Here is a 19,403-nt window from a genome sequence, read left to right as displayed (position 1 = left end):
TCAACCGGTCAGGCTGACCGTGTCTACTCTCAAACGTCAAACGTGCTGCGGTATTCTAGCAGCTGTTGGCGGGTCAGCATGAATACACCATGCCCTCCCCGCTCGAATTCAAACCAGAAGAACGGCACCTCAGGCCATTCATGCATCATCGCTTCCATGCTGTTGCCTACTTCCACAATCAGGACGCCCTGCTCCGTCAAGTGATCCGGTGCGTCACGCAACAAACGGCGAGTGAAATCCAGGCCGTCAACGCCGGAAGCAAGAGCCAGTTCAGGCTCATGACGGTATTCATCCGGTAGCGACGCCATATCCATCGCATCCACGTAGGGCGGATTAGAGACAATCAAGTCGTAGGGGCCGTTGACCGTATTCAGGCCATCGGACTTGAGAGCCTGAACTTGGTCTTCCACGCCATGGCGAGCGATGTTCTCAGCGAAGACAGCCAGCGCGTCGTCACTGATATCACTGCCATCCACCCTCGCATTTTCAAAGGCATAGGCACAGGCAATCGCAATACAGCCACTGCCAGTGCAAAGATCCAGCACTGCGTGAACCTGATCAGGATCCACCCAGGGGGCAAACGATTGTTCAATCAGCTCTGCCAGTGGAGAGCGCGGGATCAGCACCCGCTCATCAACCTTGAAGGGCAAACCGCAAAACCAGGCCTCTCCCGTCAGATAAGGAACTGGAACACGTTCATTGATACGGCGCGTCAACAAGCCCACGTAGTGCTCGACCTCACTGGGTATCAAACGGGCATCCAGGATGCGAGGGTCGCTGCTCATCGGCAGAGCCAGCACATGCATTAGCAGCGCCAATGCCTCATCCCACGGATCATCACTACCGTGACCAAAGAATACCTCACCCTTACGCAGGTGAGTTTCACCAAATCGAAGGCAATCACGCACGGTTTGCAGGGCCATTACAGCTTCTTTTTGGGTTGCCGATGTGATCAAGTCCACTCTCCTGTCAACAGGCGCTGAAGGTTAGCACATAATCATGTATAAAAGCCTGTCCCATGCAATCCAGAGAGCGTAATGAGCGGTGCAATCAGGGTTTATCAGGACGACATTTTCACCATGGTCGACATCAAGGATGGCACCATGATGGATATGCCTCAGGAGCTGTCGATCTATCGTCAGCGGCAGGCACTTTTCTGGCAGCAAGGACACCGCAAACAGCTTGCTATTTATGTGGGCCGGATTGAGGGGCTGGACTTCGGCGCTTCACGCTTTGCCTGTGGCCAGGATTTCGCTGCCATGACCAATGCCAAGGCGCTGGTGCTGGAAAACACCCTTAACCATACCTACGCCAACATGATGCTCAAGATGAACAAACCTGATTTCCCGGTTTACATCTGCAACAGCGTACAGCAGGCTCGAGAGATTCTGAGCAGCAAACACTCCCGGGAGCACGCTTGAGCCAATCCATCTGGTTATTCAAGACCGAGCCTGACGTTTTCGGTATTGCCGATCTGATGAACGCGCCAAATCAGACTGCCGCCTGGGATGGGGTTCGTAACTACCAGGCCCGAAACCGGCTCCGTGACGAAATATTGGTAGGCGACACAGTGCTTATCTATCATTCCAGCTGCGCCACCCCGGCCATTGTCGGTGAAGCCCGGGTTACTCGTAGCGCCCACCCAGACCCCACCCAGTTTCTGCCTGAGCACCCCGCCTACGACGACCGCAGCACCCGGGAAGCCCCGCGCTGGTTCCAGGTTGAGCTGCAGTTCGCTCGCCAATACCCAAGCCCCATCAGCCTGAAGCAAATCAAGCAAAATCCGGATTTTGACGACATGGAACTGGTGATTCGGCCGCGACTCTCCATCCAGAAGGTAACCGACCAGGAGTACCTGCTGATCGAGGCCCTGTGCCAATCTATGGGTGTTTCTGCATAGTGCATCGCATGCACCAAAAATGAATAGCGCACCAATAAAAAGCATATGGCAGGAATAAAGAACTAGTTCATCTGTCAAAACCCGGCATTTTGTCCTTGGCACAACCGTTGCAGTAACCCAATTCGTCCATCCAAAAACGAACTGGGTTCAGTCCATGAAACTGCACTACAGACATACCCTTGTGTTGCTCGCGCTGCCTGGTTTTGCCCACGCAGATCCCCTCACCGCAACCGACACCGTGTGGATTGCTATCGCCGCCGCCCTGGTGTTCTTCATGCAAGCGGGTTTCGCCTTGCTGGAGAGCGGGCTGAGCCGCGCCAAAAATGCCCTGAATGTGGTCATGAAAAATTACATGGACCTTTGCGTAGGTACGCTGGTGTTTTGGGCAGTGGGGTTTGGTTTGATGTTTGGCACCAACCCCTCCGGCTGGTTTGGGGAAGACCAATTTGCGCTAAGCCAGGCTGACCATAGCACCTGGGCCATGATCATGTTCCAGATCATGTTTGCTGCGACGGCAGCAACCATTGCTTCCGGTGCCATGGCAGAACGGACGCGTTATGCAGGCTACCTGTGTGGCGCGATACTGATTACCGGGGTCATCTACCCCCTTTATGGCAGCTGGGCGTGGAACAGCAATGGCTGGCTGGCCCAGCTGGGCTTTATTGATTTCGCGGGCTCAACGGTGGTTCACAGCATCGGCGGCTGGTGTGCTCTTGCCGGTATTATGGTCGTAGGCCCACGTCTTGGACGCTTCGACAAGCAAGGCAAACCCCGCGCCATTCCAGGCCACAACCTGTCCTACGTAGCTCTGGGCGGGTTCATTCTGTGGTTTGGCTGGTTCGGCTTCAATGGTGGCTCCACCCTTGCCGCCAGTGTAGATATCGCCAAGGTCAACTTGAACACTCAACTGGCTGCCGCGGCTGGCGCGGTCGGCAGCACGTTGCTCCGTCTATCGACCCGCCGCCCGGTCCTCTTGACCGAAACCGTGAACGGCAGCCTGGCCGGACTGGTAGCGGTTACGGCTGGCTGCGCAGTTATGTCTCCTGCCTTTGCAGTACTGACCGGGCTCATTGCAGGCGCCCTTGCTGCAGGAGGTGCTCGTTTGCTGCTATCGCTTCGCCTGGATGATGTGGTTGGCGCGGTGCCTGTTCATGCGTTTGCCGGTGCCTGGGGAACGCTGGCTGCCGGACTCTTTTACGATGGCGACCTGTTCAACCCGGAACGTATCACAGTACAGCTGCTGGGAATTGTCGTGGCTTTCTGCTGGGCATTCTTCGCCGCCCTGATTATGTACTTGGTCGTAGCAACCCTCTTTGGGCTACGCGCCCCGGCTATCCACGAACAACGGGGTCTGGATCTGAGTGAACACGACGAAACCGGTTATCCGGAGTTCCCCCAGAACAGCCTGTATAACGCGGAAATGACCAGTCAGGCGGAGGGCCGTCAATGAGTCAGGAACTGCAAAGGCGACGTCGCGCCATCGTTACCGGGCTAACACCCTACATGAATGAAGCTGTATTGATGGAAGCTATCAGTCATTGGCAACAGCATTATTCCGAGCGCCCACGCTACTCATTGCAGGGGTATGTGAGCGATCTCTGCAAGTTATTTGATCTTGGCGAACGCCGGCACCACATTCACATGAGCCTGGTCCAGGCCATGTCCATGTCAGAGCAGGAGCTGGCCAGCGACCCACTGGCAAGCAGCTCACTCGATCCCCAGCAAAGCCACCCCTGTACTGCCGCTTTCCAGAAGCTGATGGAATCACTATGGGAAGGGCTCCCCGCCGCGGTAGCCTCTCAGTTGCGGCTGGATATGATTGCCATGCTGCGTGGCCGCGCGGTGAGCCCGGAAACCCGCCTGACCATGGAGCACTGGTTGCAATCTCCCGGACGCACACTGGGAGGCCTTCCTCTGGAAGTTCTTCGTAATCAGCTCAACAACGCCTATGTGCTGCTTTGCGAACGGCTAGGCCCGGTGGATGCGGACAGCCATCTTAAATCCGCTTACATTCAGGCGCGTAGCCAGCGAAATCTGGAGTCGTCGATCAAAAAACTGATGTAAATTAGACACTAAAACCACAAACAGTCCCTGTCCCTGGCGCACAGATAAGGTACGCTGTAGCGTCATTACTGTTCGATCCCGGCCCCTCTGTGCCCAGCCATAATGCGGTAGCGGAGGACTTCCCTCGACGGGAATGCGAAAGCCATGACGAAAAAATAAAGCCAGGGACAGGGGTTACCATGAAGCTTCACCACCAAATTTTTCTGGCCATGCTGGCCGGCGCCGGTATCGGCGCCATTACAGGAGAGAGCAGCACGCTGTTTGGCGTATCTGTCTTGTCGGGTTTCGACCTGGTAGGCAGCCTGTTTATCAACGCCCTCAAAATGCTGGTCGTCCCGCTTATCGTGACCGCGATTATTTCTGGCATGGTGGGTGTCGGTGGTGGAGAGAATCTTGGCCGGATGGGCATCAAGACTGTTGCCTTGTACATGGCCACGTCACTTGTTGCCATCCTCATCGGTTTGATGCTGGTCAACCTGCTCACCCCCGGGATCATCAACGGCGAGCCCGCCAGAGGGCTGCTGGGGCTCTCCTCGGAGACGGGCAATGTGCTGGCCAAGATCGAAGGTCGCGGCGCCGGCGACTTTACCGAAATTCTTCGCCAAATGCTTCCGCCCAACCTGATAGCTGCGGCCGCCAACGGCCAGATGCTGGGCCTGATCGTGTTTGCGCTGCTATTTGGCTTTTACCTGCGCGTCGAGAAAAGCCCGGGCGGGGAAACGGTGAGACAAATGATCGACGGCATTTACCAGGTCATGATCAGTATCACCATGCTGATCATCCGCTTCACTCCCATTGGCGTGTTTGCCCTGATCGCGGCCACAGTGACACGCACAGGAATGGATGCCATCGAGCCGCTGGCCTGGTTCTTCCTGACCGTTATCATCGCCCTGTTTGTACATGGGTTTGTGTTCATGCCCGCCTTGATCTTCCTGATGGCCAAACGCTCGCCATTCAGACACATCCAGGCCATGATGCCTGCGTTACTCACCGCGTTTTCCTCAGCCAGCTCCGCCGCCAGCCTGCCCCTGACCATGGAATGTGTCCAGGACAGAGCCGGGGTTTCCCGCAAGACAAGCAGTTTTGTGCTACCGCTAGGGGCCACCGTCAATATGGACGGCACCGCGCTCTATGAGTGCGTGGCAGCCATTTTTATCGCCCAGGCTTACGGCATGGACTTGTCTTTCGGGATGCAGTTCATGATTGTTGTGACTGCCCTCCTGACCTCCATCGGGGTAGCCAGTATCCCGGCAGCATCACTGGTGGCGATTACGGTAATTCTTGGCGCGATTGGCTTACCCGCGGAAGCGATCGGTCTGATTCTGGTGACAGATCGAATCCTGGACATGTGCCGCACTGCGGTGAACATCTGGGGGGATAGTGTTGTCACGGTACTGCTGGCCCGCAGCGAGGGAGAGCACCAGGTGCTGGGACTGCCGGTTAGCGAAATGGAAGCACGGGCAGCAGAAGCTGCCCGTGAACATCATCAAGCGGTAAACTGATCGCTGAGATCTTTCTTCAGGCCGACTGCAGTACTGGCAATCACCGGTACCATCAAGGCAAAGGCCAGCAGAGCTGCAAAGAGGGTTTCGCTATGCTGAGAAAGGCCCGTGACCAGAACAATGGCACAGAAGACCGCCGCTACCAGCGCAACAATATCTTTGAAAATCTGTTTGTAAGTTGCCATTGGGAAGACTCCTTTCATTAGGTTGTGAACACATGTTAACTTACCAATCATTCATGTCAACACATGTTCACAAAATTTTTTTGCTATCCCGTTCCGGGGTTCTGGAGTCCTTTTGAAACACGCTCCCGTGCTGCTGATTCATCATGGTGACACGCCGCTTGGCGAGGCGCTGGCACAGCGTGCCTGTGAACACTACCGCGTGGTGATTACTGGTGAGGACGGTTTTCGAGGCCCGCAAATCTGCGCTCACCTGCATGCAAAGGGCAAGGAAGCCATGTTTCTGGAGTCTCGAAAGGGCGAAAGCCAGGATCATCGCAGAAACGTGGACAGGATTCTGCGTCGTTGGCAACAGCTCGATGTCGTCATCAACCTGCCTTGCCATGTCAGCGTCGGGCCCTTTGAGGCAACGGCAGCTAACCAGTGGGAAAACCACATTCAGTCACAGCTGATGGACACCGTGCACCTTTGTCAAAGCACACTCACCGCACTGCGCCAACAGCAGCGAGGACGCATCCTCAATGTGATTATTGAATATGGACTGTTGCCCGTGCCGATGACTGCCTGTCAGAGCGCCATGGCCGGCGCCATCAAGGCATTGAGTAACAGTCTTTACGCTGAGCTGCATGGAAGCGGGATTAATGTGTCAGCAGTCGCGATACCGCTGCTGGCCGAATGTAGTGACCATATAGAAGCAAGCGATCCGCTCAGTGCTGCCCGTTTTCGCCGCCAGGCGAATCAGACAGCAGCCCAGCTTGAAGAGGTTGCCGATGCCATATTTGCAGCCATTCAGTGCGATGGCAGCTTGCAAATAACCACCCCGGAAATTCGTTCCCAGTGGCGACAAAAACGCTGGTTTCGCCGCCGCTGGGAACAGGCACTCAAGCAACTCGGCAGTCGTTACCGCTCACGGTGAACACATTCTTCCACATAACGGAGTGTTTGCCGGTAGTCCCCGGCAAGGGCATCATCCACCTTGTCAGCAAGCAGTGACACCAGCTTCTTGCCTACGATGGGAACCGAGGAGGACACTTCCACTTCGGTACACTGCAGGGAATGTTCGTCCCCTTCCCTGCTCAGCTGCATGGTGCCTGCCACACTCACAGGTACACTGCCCAGCTGAAAACGGTATTGCGCCTCGTAGCCACTACCGTCCGCCAGAGGAGTCCACAGGAACTCGGTCAGCAAGTCAGCCTGTTCTGGCAGAAAGCGCTTCGCAAAACCGGGTATCTTGTCAGATCTAATCCTCACTGGTTGAAAGATCCTCAACAGCAACCCGGACGGGGTCTGCTCAAAGCCTTCAAACCGGTAACCCGTCACCCTGCCCCACTCAAAACGCTGCTCAAAGAACGCCTTGCTGGTCATAATCTCGTAGAGCTGATCGACGCTGACCGGATATTCCCGGTCGACTTTGACTTTCATACAATCTCCTGTCCGGATGACACCTGCTGCATCAATTTCAGTAACGGCATCAACTGGCGCTTCAAATCAGGTAACGCGCTCACCACAACCCGCTGCTTGCCAGCCTGGATCAGACCGAGCGCCTGCTCGACCCCCATCACTGGCCCCTGTTTGTCGGCAGCACTTATCTCATCCTCATCGCCCACCACGCAGCCAGCACCCGCTTCACGAGCACGTTTCAGGTAGCCATCGAGTACTCTCTGCACGGCTTCCGGGGTGCTGTTGGCATTCGCATCAGGGCTATGCAGCACCACATTGACGGGCAGACGTTGCGGCTTTCCACGATGCTGGAATGCCAATTTTTCACATACCTTGAGCGCCCGTTCGACAAACCGTCTGGCACCCTCAATGTCGGCGGATGGCAGCAAGAACGTAAACTGATCCACCTTGCTACGAGCCAGCGAATCTTCCTTGCGGACCACCCCCTGGAGAAGCTGGGCCAGTTTCATCAACACCATATCGGCCCTGCGCTTTCCAAGCTGTATGAATAATTGATTGAATTGGTAAATTTCCAGTTGCACTACTGATAGTGCACTTTGCTGCCGGGCAGCCAGTGCCAACTCTTGCCCCAGACGATGCTGAATGTACCGGTGATTACCCAAACGGGTCAGCGGATCCACCATCGCTTGCCGTGCCAGGGCCTTGCGCTCTTCCTGATAGTTGGAATGGGCACGGGCGCGTGCGAGCAGATCCGTGGAATTAAAGGGCTTGCTGATGAAATCGGTTGCACCCTGCTTTAGGGCACGACTTCGGGCCTCATCATCATTCTCCGCGCCAGTGACAATAATCACCGGCAGTTTTGCTACCCCCTCATCAGGGCTGTTACGAATTTTTTCAAGCAAGGCATAGCCGTCCATCTCCGGCATGGCCAGATCCGAAAATACCACGCTGTAATCCGGGTTGAGGTCAATCTTTCGCCAAGCCTCAACACCATTCTCAGCCACATCAACCTGGAACTCCCGCCCCAGCATCTTATCGGCCGCAAGCCGCATGACCTTTGAGTCATCGACAAACAGCAGTAGAGGCTTCTTGTTGTTATCCATGCTGCCCCATCTGTTTTACTTTCACCGACAAAGCCCCTTTCGGCCCTGGAATACGTCCCCGTGCATAGCGGTATAAACGAGAGCTACGCTGGCAGAAATCACCTCTGACGATGGCAGGGAGATAATGCTGGTTCAGCAGGTGTCCGGAGCGATCAGACAAGCAATAAACCGTTCCCGCTGTACTATCGAGATGCGCAAGGATACCGATCTCGGCCAGGTAATCCCTGCCATTGGCGAAGTGCTCCACATAAGGCACCGGGTGACCGGCCGCCAGCGTCAACTGGGGGTCGATTTCCAGGCTGTCTGCCACGCCGCCGATACAGTAAATTTCAAGCTTACTGACCAAGTGCCGCACGGAGGCGTTACGGAGCAGTTTACGGACAATGTAACTGGCAACAATAGTGCCTTGGGAATGGCACACCAGAACCACCTGGTCCTGGGTTTCCAGCGCCTCAATCAGCACGTTTAGCGCCGGGCGGGACAGTTTCCCATCCTTACGGAGGGTGCGTGCGGTAATGGACTCCGCCACATCTCGGACCAGCCCCCAGGTAGGGGTATGTATCAAGGTGACAGGCCGCTGAAAATGGCGGGCAATTTCACTTGCATTCAGCAGTGCCACTGCTGGCGCCGTGCCCATACCGTTGATAAAGAACCAGCGAGAGTGCTCCGTTTGTCCTGTCACTCGCGGAGGGTTGCATACCAGTGACCCCTGACTGATCGACTCCCGGGTAGCTGGAACTACCAGCTGAAACAGTGAAACAAAAGCATCGCTAGCGCTTGAATACGAAGACAGGGAAAGCTCCGAGCGCGCACCAGGCTCTTCCCCCAACGGCAGAAAGAGACGAGGCAGGTCAGCAGCATGGGACAAACCAAGCCGCAAGTCACGACTGATCGCAGAGCGATTATCCACTAGTCGACGCAGCCATTGCCGGGTGCGGTGCCACATGATCGTTCCCTGGGTTAGGCAGTCAGCTGCCGGATGCAGCGGACCTAATACATTAGGCTTACATTACGATTATCGCCCAAAGTTTACCAGTCCAACGGCATGCATAACGCGACAATAAATTCTTTCAAATCAGCTGGTTGAATAATTATCCTGATAATTTGATTAAACTTTGATCGCCGAACGGTAAGCGTAGACAGATGCAAGGACAGGGGACAAACCATTTGCCATGGAGGGACGAGACCAGGAATGACAAAAAAATCAGGCCTGCCATGAACCTGTGGCAGACCTGACCAGGAGAACGCTGGCGGGGTTTAAACGAAGTACATCAGCAGCCACTCAGCTGCAAGAGCGGGCTTCTCCTCGCCCTCGATTTCCACCTTGAAAGCAAACTTGAGCAACCACTGTCCCTCACGCTTTTCAGTCGCTTCAAGCAAGGTTGCCACAGCACGCACACGCTTACCGACCTTGACCGGCGCCATGAAGCGTAGCTTGTCGAAGCCATAGTTCATGGCCATCTTCATGCCCTTGGGCATCAGGAAACCGTCAATCGTGCTTTGCAGATACGGCAAAAGAGAGAGCGTCAGGTAGCCATGAGCAATGGTTGAACCAAACGGGGTATTTTGGGCCTGCTCCGGATCTACGTGAATAAACTGGTGATCCAGTGTGGCATCAGCAAACGCATTGATGCGGTCCTGATTGATCTCGAACCACTCTGATGCCCCCAGCTCCTTGCCAACGTACTCAGCCAGTGATGCCACCTCTACCACTTTCATCGTTGCAACTCCTCGAATTCATTTTCGATCAGCTTAACGATGAGGCCCAAGCCAATACCATGACACTTTGAGCTGAAGCACCATGGCGGCTGGTGCTTTTGGTCAGTGGATACTCAATGGCGGGAAAGGAAACGGTTGATGGCCGCAGCCACCTCCTGGGGGGCGTCCATATGGAGGTGGTGGCCACCCTGCAAACGGACAACATCGACATTCTTGAGCCATTCTACGCGATGAGCAAACATGCCGTTCCCGCCCATCCCCTGCTCTCCCAGAATCAGGCAAACCGGTGCCACAATCGCACTTATAAAGCCCTTTACCTGCTCTTCGGTGAGTCGTAGCGATGAGGTCAGTCGCAAGCGGCTGTCAGCTCGCCAGGTCCACCCACCCTCAATTGGCATGAGTGCACGCTCCACGAGCAGTGCAGAAGCAACATGGCTGAGGCCGCCAAAGCCCCGGGTGCGAGCCTCGATCGCATCGTTAATATCGTTATAAACCGGTTTTTTCTTGTCTTTCAGGGCTGCCATGTCATCCATGGCCCTGCGCAGGGTTTCGGCAACCTCATCGGGCTTGGTAGTTGGAGGCCCCAATCCTTCGATCAGAACCAGCCGCGACACCAGTTCGGGACAAGAGCCAGCCAGCAGGCAGGCTATACCAGCGCCCATCGAGTGCCCCATCAAGGTAAAGCGTTTCCAGCCGAGCTGTTGGGCCACCGTTCTCACATCCCTGACATGATCCACCAGATGTGTGGCTACTTCAGCAGGACGATGACTTGAGTGGCCATGCCCGGATAAATCCAGCGCCACCATGGGTCGTCCGAGCTCCCCGGCAAGGGGCACATAGGATGCGGCATTATCCAGCCACCCATGCAATGCCAGAATCGGCTCCCCTTCACCCTCCCACTGCAACGCAGAGAGAGTTTGGCCATAAACGTCAAAGCAGAGTTCTTTTGGAGCCATCATGCCGCTTCCTGCTGCAGTAGCAACGACAGTAGCTCTTCGCATAACGCCATTGTCATTTCCGGCTTTTCCAGTGGGTACATATGACTGCCCTCCGCCATCCGGTGAATCATGCGATGACGTTTTGCAATTCGACGCGCACTGTGTAGAAACGGTGAAGGCGACCGCTTGCCCGTGACAATGGCTGCCGGCACCTTCAACCGCGGCATACCCGTTGCAGCAGTGGGCGTCTCCCTGAATATGGCCACCTCAACTTCAGGGCGGAAGCGCAATCGCCAGCCCCCTTCCCATTGCTCCACCCCGGCCCTCATATAGTCCTGCAGGCAACGGGGATCAAAGGCCCGGAACAGCCTCCTGGAGCCAAAATAACTTTCAACTGCCGCCCAATCCGGCCAGTAGTCCAGTCGTCCCTTGCTCTTGCCCGCCGGCGTTGCCTTGTCAATCTGCCCTGTCAGTTTGGCCACATTCATCATGACGCCATGCAAGCCATTCATCATGGGGGGATCCAGCATCAGCAGACAGGAGAACCATTCAGGATGACGCTGGGCAACCAGGTACATGAGCACAGAACCCAGTGAATGCCCCATCCCTACAATCGGTTTCGGCAAGGGGGCCAACCGGGCCTCCAGCTCCAGGCTCAAGCTGTGCCACTGTGCATCTACCGGGTAGGCAGGGTCATGACCAAGCCGGTCAATGATGAAGAGCTGGTAGCAATCCTCAAGCGGAGCGAGAAACGTATCATAACTGTGGCCAGGTATACCGTTGGCATGCGCAAAGGCAAGTACCGGTTTCTCGTCGGTCACTGCAGACATCCTTACTCCTGAGATACAAAGCGGCGAAGGGAACATCATAGCCAAGTCCGTTCCAACCTATCCATGTCTGAAAACGCCAGATCCGGGCCTGCCAAGGACAATCGTTCGTGTACAATGCGACCACCAAGGAGGCCCCTATGACCCTGATTTCTTTCAATATCAACGGAATTCGAGCACGTCTTCACCAGCTGCAGGCGGTCATCGACAAGTACCAGCCGACATTGATCGGCCTGCAGGAAACCAAGGTCCATGACCCCGAGTTTCCGGAGCAGGCTGTCCGTGACATGGGCTACCACCCCTACTATCACGGCCAGAAAGGCCACTACGGCGTTGCGCTAATCAGCCGCGAACCACTGGAAAATGTACAGTACGGTTTTCCTGATGACGGTGAAGAAGCCCAGCGCCGTATGATCATCGGCACTCTACGAAATAGCGACGGCACCACTACAACGGTGCTCAATGGCTATTTCCCCCAGGGTGAAAACCGGGAGCACCCGACCAAGTTCCCTGCCAAGAAGAAGTTCTATGAGGACCTTCAGGGCTATCTGGAGCAGAGCCACAAGCCGAACGAGCAGGTCGTGGTAATGGGGGATTTCAACATCTCTTCAACGGATCTGGACATCGGTATTGGTGAGGCCAACCGCAAGCGCTGGCTGCGCGAGGGCAAGACCAGCTTCCTGCCCGAGGAGCGGGAATGGTGGGACCGTCTGGTGGGCTGGGGCCTGACCGACACCTTCCGCCACCAGAACCCTGAAACTGATGACATCTTCAGCTGGTTTGACTACCGTTCCAAAGGATTTGAGCGCGAGCCGCGTCGAGGTTTACGCATCGATACCCTGCTCGCCACAGCCCCTCTGATGAAGAAGCTCAAACATACCGGCGTGGACTATGAGCTGCGGGGTATGGAAAAGCCCTCTGACCATTGTCCCGTGTGGGCCAGTTTCAAGTCATGAAAATCAGACTGCACCCGGAAAAGCTTAAAGCGAATCTGGATACTCTCGGGTTTCTCATTGATCTGTTCATGATCGCACTGGTGATTGCCAACCTGGCGCTGATCCTGTTCGACTGGCTTTTCCAGGTGTCTCTGTTCCAGAATCTGCTGGCTGCACACACCCCGGCTTTTCACACCTTCTACCGTGACACCATCCACGCTGATTTCCTGTTCTATGACCTGTGTTTTGTTGCCGTCTACCTGACCGAATTCACCCTCCGTTGGGGCGTGGCAATTGCCCGGGGCACTTACCACCGCTGGTTCTTTTATCCTTTTGCCCACTGGTATGACCTTTTGGGCTGCATTCCGGTGGGGAGCTTCCGGTGGCTACGAATACTGCGGGTGGTCAACCTGCTGTTCCGCCTGCAGCGCATGGGGATTGTGGACCTGTCGCAGACCTGGCTCGGGCAGACGCTGCTCAAGTACTACAACATCGTTGTGGAAGAAGTCTCAGATCGGGTTGTGATGCAGGTGCTGAGTGGCGCCCAACGCGAGGTCGGCGGCGGCAGCCCCTTGCTGCACCGGATCGAAAAGGAGGTGCTGGCGCCACGACAGGAACGACTGGTGAGCTTCGTGGCTGAACGAATCGCCGAGGCCACACGCAAGACCCACAGCGAGTATCGCGTTGACCTGGCGGGTTATTTTGCCCACTTGACCGATGAAGCCATTACGCGCACCCAGGCAGGACGACGTCTTGCCGCTATCCCGGTTGCCGGCCCACGCGCCATTGCCCTGCTGGGGGAGGCGGTTCGCGAAACAGGCAGCGCTTTCGTGGACCAGCTGGTAGACGATCTGGCAACACCGGCCAACCGCCCCCAACTTGAACAGCTGCTGCATGATGTTCTGGACGCTGCCCGCGGCGATGGCGAGCAGCTTGATGATCTGCTCCGCGACACCCTTCTCGACATTCTTGAGCAAATCAAGCAGCAGGTGGCAGTACAGCAGTGGAAATTGGCCGAACGGGCCGAAGACCTTGGGCCGAAATATTGATATTATTGCAGACACTAGTCCCAAAAGATTAGCCAATACCATTTGACTACGACCGGATTACCACCATGTCTTCCAGCGATTTTATCAACGACGAACCGGCACTCCCTGCGTCCCGCGTCTTGATGGTAGATGATACGCCACAGAATCTTGTTGCCCTTGAAGTGGTGCTGGAGGACCTGGACTGCGAACTGGATAGCGTCAGCAGCGGCAATGCAGCCCTGGCCAAGCTGCTCAAGCATGACTATGCGCTGGTACTTCTGGACGTTCAGATGCCGGGAATGGATGGTTTCGAAGTGGCCAAACTGATGCGCTCCAACAAGCGCACCGAGAATGTGCCGATCATTTTCGTTACCGCCATTTCCAAGGAAACCCGCTTTGTGCAGGAAGGCTACCGCACTGGCGCGGTGGACTACCTCTTCAAGCCCATCGATCCCATGTTGTTGCAAAGCAAGGTCAACTTCTTCCTGGGGCTGGATCGCCAGAAGAAGCGCCTTGAAGCCAAGGTGGCGCAGGCAAGAAAATCAGAAGCAGAAATGAAAGCCCTGTACGGCAAGGAATGAACCCTGTACAAATGCGTTGATACTCAGCACAACGCATACACTAGACATGGCATTGAGACTTCCCGGTTATCGCATCACCGAACGCCTTGGTAAAGGCGGCATGGCCCATGTGTTTCTTGCCACCCAAAACTCGTTCGAACGCCCGGTAGCCATCAAGATTCTCAGCCCGGCACTCGCCGTCGAGCCCCGCTTTGCCGAGCAGTTCATGCGTGAAGCAAGAACCGTTGCCAGCCTGAATCACCCTCACATCGTCCCCGTTTATGACGTGGGAGAATTTGAGGGCTACTACTACCTCAGCATGGAATATGTGACTGGGGGCAGCCTCAAAACGCGCATCAGAAATGGTATGACAGAGGAAGAGGCTGAAACCGTAGTGCGGCAGCTGGCCAGCGCACTTCACTATGCGGGCGAACATTACTTCATTCACCGCGACGTAAAGCCGGACAATATTCTTTTCCGAGCGGATGGATCTGCCGTCCTGATGGATTTTGGCATCGCTTCGAGCACGCTCCATGACAACACCCTGAACAAACCACGGCAGATGGGCACCCCCAAGTATATGAGCCCTGAACAACACCGCGCGCAACCGCTCACACCGCAGTCAGACCTCTATGCTCTGGGCTGCGTGTTCTATGAGATGTTGACTGGCAATGCTCCGTTTAACGGTGATGATCCCGCCGCCATGGCCATGGCCCACCTTCGTGAGCCTATCCCGCTGCTACCCATTCGCCTGCGACACTATCAATCGCTACTCAAGGCACTCCTTGCCAAGAACCCGGCCGACCGTCCCGAGCATGGAAACGCAGTGATCGCCATGCTCGACAGCGTCGAATCACCGGAGCACTACCGGAAAGAAAGAGCCGCCTACCGCCCACAGCAGCAAGGCAACACAACACCACTGGCCCCCCGTCTGCGACTCAAGGAAAGCCCGTTGGGTATGAGCTGGCGAGGCAAGCTTTATCAGTATGACGTGTATCTGGTTGCGGATGATTTTGAACAGTTCCAGGACCATTTCCCGGTATTACGTTCCGCACTGATGGACTGGCACTCTCAACGCGGCAGCCGCTGCAAGGCCGTTACTCTCAAGGCAACGCTCCACCCCTGGATTAGCGGCCGCGTGAAGGAATATCTGCGCGATCTTCGTCGCACTGAAGGACTGGATTTTCTGTCACGCATTCCCATGTCCATCAACCTGGTTGCCGCTGATGGTGAACACATCGAAAAGTTCGTTCTGCAGCCGGAGAAACCCGGAGAGATTGAAACGCCAGAGGACTGAGTTTCAAGCCTGAGCGTTGGAGGGATCGTGGCCAGTAAGACTTGTAAGCAAACCTGACAGCGTTGTTTTTCCGTACCGTTATTGTGCATGAAATCCGTTGTTAGCGCAGAGCAGACAAAAAAAAGCACCAATCGAAATTGGTGCTTTCAATCTGCCTGAATCACGATGCAAGGAGTCATCGTATCCCCCCTCAGGGAGTTGATGGCGCAGTCAGGAGTCTGCCATGCGTTCTTGCGCCATCGAGTTCAAGATACGACAGGGAAAAATCAGTGCAAAGCGTCAATCGGCGAACGGTATGTTTCGGTTTCCCGGGGGTAGGATTTGACCGACTAGCGGCCCGCCACACTCTCACCCGGGCTGCATTGCCACAGTAAACGCGCCCCTGCGGCGGCGGCCACCTCTACATCAAGACAGGTGACCGTGCCCACTGAATAGCCGAAGCGATCCGAACTGCCAGTCCAGAGCCCAGTCAGCTGTGCAACGAAAGGCATATGACTGACAAGAACCGTGTTTTCACTGACAGGATTGGCGAGCAACCAGCCTAAAAATTGCTGGGGAGAGGCGTCTGGAACCAGAGCTTCACAATCCACTCTCTTGAGGCCACCGTACACCTCTGCAATACAGTCCGCTGTCTGTTGGGCTCGTACAAAGGGGCTAACCACCATTCCGCTAATACACACCCCGTTAGCCTTGAGTCGCTGCCAGTGTGAAAGCAGCGCAGCCCTGCCCCGCTCAGTCAGAGGGCGGAGAGCGTCGGCTGGAGCCATCGCCACGGCTTCACCATGGCGACTGATAAACAGCTTCATTCGGGAATCCCCAGCTGAAACTCCACATCGTGTTTGTATTCGCCACTCATTAACTGCTGAATCACGATTTCGAGAGGCTGCTGCTTGTAGACCACCTGATACATTGCGGTTGCCAGAGGCATGTAAACATTCAGTTCCGCTGCCTTGTCCGCCACCAGCTTGATCGTATTAATCCCTTCCGCTGTCTGGCCAAGCGCATCAATGGCTTCCTGCAAGGACTTGCCCTGCCCCAGTTGGAAACCCACCTGGTAGTTGCGCGACAGGTTGGAGGTACAGGTAGCGATGAGATCCCCCACTCCGGACAGCCCCAGGAATGTCATGGGATTTGCCCCAAGCTGCACGGCGAAACGGCTCATTTCAGCCAGTGATCGGGTAATCAGGAAACTACGGCTGTTTTCACCAACACCAATGGCCGCCGCCATACCGGAGGCCACTGCATAGATATTCTTCAGCGCGCCGCCCAGTTCAACACCATAGATATCCGGGTTGTCATATACCCGGAAGTAATCACAACTAAGCGCAGTCTGTACCGTCTGGCACAGGTCAGTATCCGGGCTGGCGACGACCGTCCCGGTAAATTTCTGTTCAACGATTTCCTTGGCAAGATTGGGACCACTGAGCACGCCAATACGGGTATGAGGCCAGTACTGGTGAAGCAACTCGCTCATCAGCAGAAACCCGTCCGCATAGATTCCCTTGGTACAGCTGATCACGATGGTGCCATCGGGCACCCACTCGCGCGCTTGCTCAAGCACCTCGGCAAATGCCTTGCTGGGAATGGCCACAAACACCATGGAAGCATCAGCCAGTGCATCCTCCAGGCTATCAGTTGCATTCACCCCTTCCGGTAATTCCTTGCCAGGCAAGTAGCGACTGTTTTCCCGGTCCAGGTTGATGGCCGCTGCTGTTTCAGGATCTCTGACCCACAGGTTCACGGCATGGCCGTTCGCAGCCAGTATGCTGGCCATGGCGGTTCCGAAACTTCCTCCGCCAAGAATGGCGGCTTTATATGTTTTCTGCGTCATAGGAACGCCTTATTTACTGCTTTTGGGCATCATAAAGCAGTTAACCGTGAATAGTGAACAGTTAACAGCTTCGTGTATTTTTTACTTTCCAATAACAAGCAAGGCCGCACCCGAAGTCCGGGGGCGGCCTCAAATTCCGAACCAGATAGAGCACTGATTCGTACAGCTCATAACCGTTAGCAGTTAATTATTCACAGCACTTACCAACATCTGATGCATCCGCCGGGCAGTCGCCGCCGGATCTTTGGGCAGCTGCCCTTCCGCCAACATGGCCTGATCGAGCAGCAAGGCAGCCAGATCATTGAACCTGTCACCATCCTCAACCGTGTCCAATGCCTTGAGCAGGTCGTGATGAAGGTTTACTTCCAGAACAGGCTTGTTCTCCGGCACCGGTTGCCCTGCAGCTTCCAGCATACGCCGCATCTGAGGCCCAAGCTGATCCTCCGCCAGAACCAGACAACTGGGGGAGTCGACCAGCCGTCGAGTTGCGCGAACTGTTTCCACCTCTTCCGCCAAACTCGCCTTCAATCTGGCCACCAAAGCACTGTCTTCTTGCGACTCGGTATGCTCGTCCAGATTCAGCTCACCACGCGCCGCATTGACCAGTTTCACATCTTTGTAGCTATCCAGATAGCTAATCATCCACTCATCCACGGGATCACTGAGCAACAACACCTCGATGCCTTTCTTGCGGAATACCTCGAGGTGAGGACTCTGCCGGGCGGCTGAGGCAGTATCGGCCAGCAGGTAATAGATTTTCTCCTGATCAGCAGGCTTGCGTTCAAGGTAGTCATCCAGGCTGGTCAGCCCCTGCCCCTCGTGGCTGCTTGCAAAGCGCAGCAATGCGGCGATGGCTTCACGATTATCCGGGTCCTCACCTATACCCTCTTTCAAGACTTGGCCAAACTGTGACCAGAAAGCGGGATACTTATCCTTGTCATTACCCAGTTTTTTCAGCATCTGCAGTACCCGCTTGGTCAGAGCCGAGCGAATAGTTTTAACCGGGCCATAATCCTGTAGAAGCTCACGGCTCACATTCAATGGCAGGTTTGGCGCGTCGACCACCCCCTTGATGAAGCGCAGGTATTGCGGCAAAAACTGTTCAGCGTCATCCATGATAAAAACGCGCTGCACATACAGTTTCAGACCACGATTAGCATCACGATGATAGAGATCAAAAGGTGCTCTGGCAGGGACGTACAGCAGGCTGGTGTACTCCAGTTTGCCTTCCACCTTGTTATGACTCCAGCTCATTGCATCCTGGAAATCATGGCTGATGTGTCTGTAGAGGCTTTGATATTCCTCATCGGAGACATCATTACGCGGACGCTGCCAAAGTGCCGTGGCTGAATTCAGCGTTTCCTCCGTGGGGGCGTCATCAGCGTCGCCCAATGTGCTCATTCGAATCGGAAAGGCCACATGATCAGAATATTGGTTCACCACCTGACGTAATTTGAAGGGATCAAGAAATTCTTTTGCGTCATCCCGCAGGTGCAAAATTACGGAGGTGCCCACATGGTCACGATTAACCGCCTCAACGGTAAACTCGCCTTCTCCGTCACTTTCCCAGCGCACCCCTGCGTCTACGTCAGTGCCAGCCTTGCGACTCTCTACCGCAACCTTGTCCGCCACGATGAACGCTGAGTAAAACCCCACACCAAACTGCCCAATGAGTTGCGAGTCCTTCTTCTGATCACCACTCAGGGACGCCAGGAATGTTTCGGTTCCCGAGCGGGCGATGGTGCCCAGGTTTTCTATCACTTCCGCTTCGTCCATCCCGATACCATTGTCGGTAATAGACAGGGTTCCGTTCTCCTTATCGACACTCAGGGTGATTACCGGCTCCCCTGACGCCTCCGATAGGGACGGGTTATCCAACGACATGAATCGCAGCTTGTCGCAGGCATCGGAGGCATTGGAGATCAGCTCCCGCAGAAAAATTTCCCGGTTACTGTAAAGCGAGTGAATCATCAGGTTTAGCAGGCGGGATACCTCAGCCTGAAAGCCATGGGTTTGTTTTTGGTTAGACACAATGTGCTCCTGCATCAGTCTTGGCTGAGCTAGAAATAGGGATGCTTAAGCGCTTTTCAAGGCTGAATGGGGCAGGCGCCCCACT

Annotated in this window: 21 protein-coding genes; 10 read left to right on the top strand and 11 right to left on the bottom strand. The window is 55.3% G+C overall.

Going from position 1 to position 19,403, the window contains the following annotated elements; genetic code table 11:
• Positions 1 to 29: 29 nt before the first annotated feature.
• The gene (gene prmB / locus GFN93_RS11095; protein WP_208993735.1) at positions 30 to 923 is read right to left on the bottom strand and encodes a 50S ribosomal protein L3 N(5)-glutamine methyltransferase; all 894 of its coding nucleotides are present in this window, start codon (positions 921 to 923) and stop codon (positions 30 to 32) included.
• A 114-nt stretch (positions 924 to 1,037) separates the two neighbouring features.
• Between prmB and GFN93_RS11090 the strand changes: the two genes are divergently transcribed.
• The 5 genes from GFN93_RS11090 (at position 1,038) to GFN93_RS11070 (ending at position 5,466) form a co-directional block, all read left to right on the top strand.
• Complete coding sequence (locus GFN93_RS11090; RefSeq protein WP_153501152.1) at positions 1,038 to 1,421, top strand: DUF7793 family protein; 384 nt, start codon at positions 1,038 to 1,040, stop codon at positions 1,419 to 1,421.
• Positions 1,418 to 1,900 (top strand): EVE domain-containing protein, encoded by a 483-nt coding sequence (locus GFN93_RS11085; protein WP_153501151.1) that lies wholly within the window; start codon positions 1,418 to 1,420, stop codon positions 1,898 to 1,900. Before GFN93_RS11090 ends, GFN93_RS11085 begins: the two co-directional genes overlap by 4 nt.
• A 154-nt stretch (positions 1,901 to 2,054) precedes the next feature.
• Positions 2,055 to 3,350: an ammonium transporter gene (locus tag GFN93_RS11080; protein WP_153501150.1), complete on the top strand. Its 1,296-nt coding sequence runs from the start codon at positions 2,055 to 2,057 to the stop codon at positions 3,348 to 3,350.
• The gene (locus tag GFN93_RS11075) at positions 3,347 to 3,964 is read left to right on the top strand and encodes a hypothetical protein (RefSeq protein ID WP_153501149.1); all 618 of its coding nucleotides are present in this window, start codon (positions 3,347 to 3,349) and stop codon (positions 3,962 to 3,964) included. Before GFN93_RS11080 ends, GFN93_RS11075 begins: the two co-directional genes overlap by 4 nt.
• Before the next feature lie 179 nt (positions 3,965 to 4,143).
• Positions 4,144 to 5,466, top strand: coding sequence for a dicarboxylate/amino acid:cation symporter (locus GFN93_RS11070; RefSeq protein ID WP_153501148.1), 1,323 nt, complete (start codon positions 4,144 to 4,146; stop codon positions 5,464 to 5,466).
• Here GFN93_RS11070 and GFN93_RS11065 read toward each other — a convergent pair.
• On the bottom strand, positions 5,451 to 5,651 hold the full coding sequence (locus GFN93_RS11065) for a hypothetical protein (RefSeq protein ID WP_153501147.1): 201 nt from the start codon (positions 5,649 to 5,651) through the stop codon (positions 5,451 to 5,453). The genes GFN93_RS11070 and GFN93_RS11065 overlap by 16 nt on opposite strands.
• 112 nt (positions 5,652 to 5,763) lie before the next feature.
• On the opposite strand from GFN93_RS11065, the gene GFN93_RS11060 reads away from it, so the two are divergent.
• Positions 5,764 to 6,564 (top strand): SDR family NAD(P)-dependent oxidoreductase, encoded by an 801-nt coding sequence (locus tag GFN93_RS11060; RefSeq protein ID WP_153501146.1) that lies wholly within the window; start codon positions 5,764 to 5,766, stop codon positions 6,562 to 6,564.
• On the opposite strand, the gene GFN93_RS11055 is transcribed toward GFN93_RS11060, so the two are convergent.
• The 6 genes from GFN93_RS11055 to GFN93_RS11030 all read right to left on the bottom strand — a co-directional run bounded on the left by GFN93_RS11055 (position 6,549) and on the right by GFN93_RS11030 (position 11,639).
• A complete protein-coding gene (locus tag GFN93_RS11055) occupies positions 6,549 to 7,070 on the bottom strand; it encodes a DUF2505 domain-containing protein (RefSeq protein WP_153501145.1) in 522 nt (173 codons plus the stop codon). The genes GFN93_RS11060 and GFN93_RS11055 overlap by 16 nt on opposite strands.
• Complete coding sequence (locus GFN93_RS11050) at positions 7,067 to 8,152, bottom strand: diguanylate cyclase domain-containing protein (protein ID WP_153501144.1); 1,086 nt, start codon at positions 8,150 to 8,152, stop codon at positions 7,067 to 7,069. The genes GFN93_RS11055 and GFN93_RS11050 overlap by 4 nt, the downstream gene beginning before the upstream one ends.
• Complete coding sequence (locus tag GFN93_RS11045; RefSeq protein WP_153501143.1) at positions 8,145 to 9,098, bottom strand: lipase family protein; 954 nt, start codon at positions 9,096 to 9,098, stop codon at positions 8,145 to 8,147. Before GFN93_RS11045 ends, GFN93_RS11050 begins: the two co-directional genes overlap by 8 nt.
• A 311-nt stretch (positions 9,099 to 9,409) precedes the next feature.
• Positions 9,410 to 9,871, bottom strand: a complete 462-nt coding sequence (locus GFN93_RS11040) for a MaoC family dehydratase (RefSeq protein ID WP_153501142.1) — start codon at positions 9,869 to 9,871, stop codon at positions 9,410 to 9,412.
• A gap of 113 nt (positions 9,872 to 9,984) precedes the next feature.
• Positions 9,985 to 10,830, bottom strand: a complete 846-nt coding sequence (locus GFN93_RS11035; RefSeq protein ID WP_153501141.1) for an alpha/beta fold hydrolase — start codon at positions 10,828 to 10,830, stop codon at positions 9,985 to 9,987.
• Positions 10,827 to 11,639 (bottom strand): alpha/beta fold hydrolase, encoded by an 813-nt coding sequence (locus tag GFN93_RS11030; RefSeq protein WP_153501140.1) that lies wholly within the window; start codon positions 11,637 to 11,639, stop codon positions 10,827 to 10,829. Before GFN93_RS11030 ends, GFN93_RS11035 begins: the two co-directional genes overlap by 4 nt.
• Before the next feature lie 137 nt (positions 11,640 to 11,776).
• Here GFN93_RS11030 and xthA point away from each other — a divergent pair, with 137 nt between their 5' ends.
• The 4 genes from xthA to GFN93_RS11010 all read left to right on the top strand — a co-directional run bounded on the left by xthA (position 11,777) and on the right by GFN93_RS11010 (position 15,456).
• Positions 11,777 to 12,592, top strand: a complete 816-nt coding sequence (gene xthA / locus GFN93_RS11025; protein WP_153501139.1) for an exodeoxyribonuclease III — start codon at positions 11,777 to 11,779, stop codon at positions 12,590 to 12,592.
• Entirely contained in the window at positions 12,589 to 13,620 is a 1,032-nt protein-coding gene (locus GFN93_RS11020; RefSeq protein ID WP_153501138.1) for an ion transporter, read from the top strand. The genes xthA and GFN93_RS11020 overlap by 4 nt, the downstream gene beginning before the upstream one ends.
• A 65-nt stretch (positions 13,621 to 13,685) precedes the next feature.
• Positions 13,686 to 14,180, top strand: a complete 495-nt coding sequence (locus GFN93_RS11015) for a response regulator (RefSeq protein WP_153501137.1) — start codon at positions 13,686 to 13,688, stop codon at positions 14,178 to 14,180.
• A 46-nt stretch (positions 14,181 to 14,226) separates the two neighbouring features.
• Entirely contained in the window at positions 14,227 to 15,456 is a 1,230-nt protein-coding gene (locus GFN93_RS11010; RefSeq protein WP_153501136.1) for a serine/threonine-protein kinase, read from the top strand.
• A gap of 329 nt (positions 15,457 to 15,785) precedes the next feature.
• On the opposite strand, the gene GFN93_RS11005 is transcribed toward GFN93_RS11010, so the two are convergent.
• The 3 genes from GFN93_RS11005 to htpG form a co-directional block, all read right to left on the bottom strand.
• The gene (locus tag GFN93_RS11005; protein ID WP_153501135.1) at positions 15,786 to 16,262 is read right to left on the bottom strand and encodes a SixA phosphatase family protein; all 477 of its coding nucleotides are present in this window, start codon (positions 16,260 to 16,262) and stop codon (positions 15,786 to 15,788) included.
• Positions 16,259 to 17,287 (bottom strand): NAD(P)H-dependent glycerol-3-phosphate dehydrogenase, encoded by a 1,029-nt coding sequence (locus GFN93_RS11000; protein ID WP_153501134.1) that lies wholly within the window; start codon positions 17,285 to 17,287, stop codon positions 16,259 to 16,261. The genes GFN93_RS11005 and GFN93_RS11000 overlap by 4 nt, the downstream gene beginning before the upstream one ends.
• Before the next feature lie 183 nt (positions 17,288 to 17,470).
• A complete protein-coding gene (gene htpG, locus GFN93_RS10995; RefSeq protein WP_153501133.1) occupies positions 17,471 to 19,333 on the bottom strand; it encodes a molecular chaperone HtpG in 1,863 nt (620 codons plus the stop codon).
• Positions 19,334 to 19,403: the final 70 nt, after the last annotated feature.

This window comes from Alcanivorax sediminis (assembly GCF_009601165.1).
Lineage (GTDB): Bacteria > Pseudomonadota > Gammaproteobacteria > Pseudomonadales > Alcanivoracaceae > Alcanivorax > Alcanivorax sediminis.
The sequence above is the reverse complement of the archived record's forward strand: the minus strand, read 5'-3'. Positions and strand labels throughout refer to the sequence as shown.

Excerpts from the sequence above, each read along its gene's own strand:
- htpG (WP_153501133.1), bottom strand. The coding sequence starts at position 19,333 with ATGCAGGAGCACATTGTGTCTAACCAAAAACAAACCCATGGCTTTCAG.
- GFN93_RS11020 (WP_153501138.1), top strand. The coding sequence starts at position 12,589 with ATGAAAATCAGACTGCACCCGGAAAAGCTTAAAGCGAATCTGGATACT.
- GFN93_RS11000 (WP_153501134.1), bottom strand. The coding sequence starts at position 17,287 with ATGACGCAGAAAACATATAAAGCCGCCATTCTTGGCGGAGGAAGTTTC.
- GFN93_RS11030 (WP_153501140.1), bottom strand. The coding sequence starts at position 11,639 with ATGTCTGCAGTGACCGACGAGAAACCGGTACTTGCCTTTGCGCATGCC.
- GFN93_RS11075 (WP_153501149.1), top strand. The coding sequence starts at position 3,347 with ATGAGTCAGGAACTGCAAAGGCGACGTCGCGCCATCGTTACCGGGCTA.
- GFN93_RS11045 (WP_153501143.1), bottom strand. The coding sequence starts at position 9,098 with ATGTGGCACCGCACCCGGCAATGGCTGCGTCGACTAGTGGATAATCGC.
- GFN93_RS11040 (WP_153501142.1), bottom strand. The coding sequence starts at position 9,871 with ATGAAAGTGGTAGAGGTGGCATCACTGGCTGAGTACGTTGGCAAGGAG.
- GFN93_RS11090 (WP_153501152.1), top strand. The coding sequence starts at position 1,038 with ATGAGCGGTGCAATCAGGGTTTATCAGGACGACATTTTCACCATGGTC.
- GFN93_RS11035 (WP_153501141.1), bottom strand. The coding sequence starts at position 10,830 with ATGATGGCTCCAAAAGAACTCTGCTTTGACGTTTATGGCCAAACTCTC.
- GFN93_RS11015 (WP_153501137.1), top strand. The coding sequence starts at position 13,686 with ATGTCTTCCAGCGATTTTATCAACGACGAACCGGCACTCCCTGCGTCC.
- GFN93_RS11065 (WP_153501147.1), bottom strand. The coding sequence starts at position 5,651 with ATGGCAACTTACAAACAGATTTTCAAAGATATTGTTGCGCTGGTAGCG.
- GFN93_RS11010 (WP_153501136.1), top strand. The coding sequence starts at position 14,227 with ATGGCATTGAGACTTCCCGGTTATCGCATCACCGAACGCCTTGGTAAA.
- GFN93_RS11005 (WP_153501135.1), bottom strand. The coding sequence starts at position 16,262 with ATGAAGCTGTTTATCAGTCGCCATGGTGAAGCCGTGGCGATGGCTCCA.
- GFN93_RS11050 (WP_153501144.1), bottom strand. The coding sequence starts at position 8,152 with ATGGATAACAACAAGAAGCCTCTACTGCTGTTTGTCGATGACTCAAAG.
- GFN93_RS11080 (WP_153501150.1), top strand. The coding sequence starts at position 2,055 with ATGAAACTGCACTACAGACATACCCTTGTGTTGCTCGCGCTGCCTGGT.
- GFN93_RS11070 (WP_153501148.1), top strand. The coding sequence starts at position 4,144 with ATGAAGCTTCACCACCAAATTTTTCTGGCCATGCTGGCCGGCGCCGGT.
- xthA (WP_153501139.1), top strand. The coding sequence starts at position 11,777 with ATGACCCTGATTTCTTTCAATATCAACGGAATTCGAGCACGTCTTCAC.
- prmB (WP_208993735.1), bottom strand. The coding sequence starts at position 923 with ATGGCCCTGCAAACCGTGCGTGATTGCCTTCGATTTGGTGAAACTCAC.
- GFN93_RS11055 (WP_153501145.1), bottom strand. The coding sequence starts at position 7,070 with ATGAAAGTCAAAGTCGACCGGGAATATCCGGTCAGCGTCGATCAGCTC.